The sequence below is a fragment of the Spirulina sp. 06S082 genome (assembly GCF_034932145.1).
Taxonomy (GTDB): domain Bacteria; phylum Cyanobacteriota; class Cyanobacteriia; order Cyanobacteriales; family Spirulinaceae; genus CCY15215.
Map to the genome: position 1 here is coordinate 1 of NZ_JAYGHV010000463.1, position 3,189 is coordinate 3,189.

Below are 3,189 nucleotides of genomic sequence, written 5' to 3' on the forward strand. Positions count from 1 at the left end.
ATTCATGGTAATGCCGATCGCCGCATTCCCGAATGGATGAGTCACACTCTCTATGAAACCGCACAAACACCGCTAAAAGAGCTTTATATTGTAGAAGAAGGCGATCATGACCATATTGTTGAGATTGGTGGAGAAGCCTATTTTCGCAAACTAGAAGAATTCATCCAAAAAGTGCGATCGCCAGAGAATGCAGCCATCAATCATCAGCAATGTGCATCAAGTCATCAGTCACCAGTTAAGGAACATTTATCAACAACAAATAGCAAATAAAAATTATGTTTGTCGGTTTACACATTCACAGCGATTATAGCCTTCTTGATGGTGCATCACAATTGCCCTCCTTAGTCGATCGCGCTGTAGAATTGAAAATGCCCGCGATCGCCTTAACAGATCACGGAGTCATGTACGGTGCGATCCAACTCTTAAAAACTTGCCGAAGTAAAGGAATTAAACCCATTATTGGCAATGAAATGTATGTCATTAATGGGGATATTCACGACAAGAAGAAACGCAATAAACGCTATCATCAAGTCGTTCTCGCCAAAAATACCCAAGGCTATAAAAATCTAACAAAACTAACAACAATTTCCCATTTAGAAGGAATGCAAGGAAAAGGTATTTTTTCCCGTCCTTGTATTAATAAAGAACTTTTAGAACAGTATCGCGAAGGTTTAATCGTCACCAGTGCTTGTTTGGGAGGAGAAGTTCCCCAAAGAATTCTCAAAAATGATTTAGAAGATGCCAGAAAAGTTGCCCAATGGTATAAAGAATTATTTGGGGATGATTACTATTTAGAAATTCAGGATCACGGTTCCGCAGAAGATCGCATCGTTAACCTTGAAATTGTTAAAATTGCCCGAGAATTAGACATTAAAATTATCGCCACAAATGACTCTCATTTCATCTCCTGTAATGATGTAGAGGCACATGATGCCTTATTGTGCATTCAAACCCAGAAACTCATCACAGAAGATAAACGCTTGCGCTATAGCGGTACTGAATATCTCAAGTCAGCAGAAGAGATGAGAGAATTGTTTCGCGATCACTTAACTGATGACATTATCGAAGAGGCGATCGCCACAACAATTGAAGTTGCCGAAAAAGTCCAACCCTACAAAATTTTAGGCGAACCTCGCATCCCCGATTATCCCATTCCTGCCGGTTTTACTGCCGATAGTTATCTTGAACAAGTTACTTGGGAAGGACTGTTAGAACGCCTTAAATGCCGTTCTCGTGCGGAAGTGAATACCACCTACAAAGAACGGCTAGAACTAGAATTGAAAATGATGCAAAAAATGGGCTTTTCCACCTATTTTTTAGTAGTCTGGGACTACATCAAATTTGCACGAGATAATCATATTCCTGTTGGACCTGGACGAGGTTCTGCTGCGGGTTCTTTAGTTGCTTATTCTTTGAAAATAACCAATATTGACCCAGTGCGTCACGGACTTTTATTCGAGCGTTTTTTGAATCCCGAACGTAAATCTATGCCGGATATTGATACAGACTTTTGTATCGATCGACGGGAAAAAGTGATTGAATATGTAACAGAAAAATACGGTAAAAATAACGTTGCTCAAATTATTACCTTTAACCGCATGACATCCAAAGCAGTTTTGCGAGATGTTGCCAGGGTGTTAGCTATTCCCCTTTCCGATGCCGATCGCATGGCCAAATTAATCCCAGTTTCTCGAGGTAAACCCACTAAATTAAAAGTGATGGTTTCCAAAGATACACCCTGCAAAGAATTTAAAGAAAAATACGAAAACGATCCGCAAATTACACGCTGGATCGATATGGCCATGCGAATAGAAGGAACAAATAAAACTTTCGGCGTTCATGCGGCTGGTGTTGTCATTTCCTCTCAACCTTTAGACGAAGCAATTCCCCTGCAACGGAATAATGAAGGGTCAACAATTGTCCAATATTCAATGGAAGATGTAGAGTCAATGGGACTCTTAAAAATGGACTTTTTAGGACTCAAAAACTTGACAATTTTGCAAAAAGCTGCCGATCTTGTCAAGGAAAATCAAAACATTGACCTAGATTTAGATCAACTGCCTTTAGACGAAAGACGGGCATTAGAAATCAAAGAAAAAGGGACATTAAAGAAATTACCAGGAGATATTGATAAAACCTATAAATTATTTAAAGCTGGGAACTTAGAGGGAATTTTTCAGTTAGAATCTGATGGAATGCGTCAGATTGTTAAAGACTTAAAACCCTCAGAATTGGAAGATATTTCTTCAATTCTCGCCCTTTATCGTCCGGGTCCTTTAGATGCAGGACTCATCCCCATGTATATCGATCGCAAACATGGTCGCGAAGAGGTGCAATACGATCATCCTCTCCTCCAATCTATCCTGAAAGAAACCTATGGAATTATGGTTTATCAGGAACAAATTATGAAAATTGCCCAAGATTTAGCCGGATACTCTTTAGGAGAAGCGGATTTATTAAGAAGAGCAATGGGTAAAAAGAAAACCTCAGAAATGAAGAAACATCGAACTAAATTTATTGATGGTGCAACCAAAAATGGAGTTAAGCAAAATGTCGCCGATCGCCTTTTTGAACAGATGCTCAAGTTTGCTGAATACTGTCTCAGTTACGATACGCTAATTTTAACGGTAGAATATGGTGCAATGCCTATTGGTAAAATAGTTGAAGAGCAAATGGAATGCACTGTATATAGTTGCGATAAAAATGGCTTTATTTATACTCAACCCATCGCCCAATGGCACGATCGCGGTTTACAGGAAGTATTTGCATACGAGTTGGAAGATGGTTCTATTATTCGCGCAACGAAGGATCATAAATTGATGACAGAAGAGGGGAAAATGTTGCCCATTGAGGAAATTTTCGAGAATGGGCTAGAATTGAAACAATATCGAGAAAAAAGAACGGTTCAAAAGTTTTCATAATAGGTACGAGCGCGGAGAGAGTCGAACTCCCGACACCCAGAACCGGAATCTGGTGCTCTATCCACTGAGCTACGCGCCCTCATACGGTTTCTACCATAACATAAAATTGAGGCGCATGGGTCTTTGCACCTCAACATAAACGTCAAGAACCGCTATTGACGCAAAGCGTCCAATAGCGGCTTGGAAGAATCAGTTTCCAACGCAAGTCTTGTCTACCGCTACGAGTCGTTATCTGGCACGGACTTCCAGATATTTCCCTAGTCTGGAC

General features: G+C 40.2%; 1 protein-coding gene, 1 tRNA gene and 1 pseudogene. 2 read left to right on the top strand and 1 reads right to left on the bottom strand.

The features are described 5' to 3' along the window. Both VB714_RS26940 and VB714_RS26945 read left to right on the top strand, forming a co-directional pair. Nucleotides 1-270 (top strand): annotated as a pseudogene (locus VB714_RS26940) (hypothetical protein); the annotation flags it as partial. Between the two features lie 2 nt (nucleotides 271-272). Then, nucleotides 273-2,921 (top strand): DNA polymerase III subunit alpha, encoded by a 2,649-nt coding sequence (locus VB714_RS26945; RefSeq protein WP_416309810.1) that lies wholly within the window; start codon nucleotides 273-275, stop codon nucleotides 2,919-2,921. Nucleotides 2,922-2,927: 6 nt separating this feature from the next. Here the strand turns inward: VB714_RS26945 and VB714_RS26950 are convergent. Next, nucleotides 2,928-3,000 (bottom strand) — tRNA-Arg (locus VB714_RS26950). Nucleotides 3,001-3,189 lie beyond the last annotated feature (189 nt).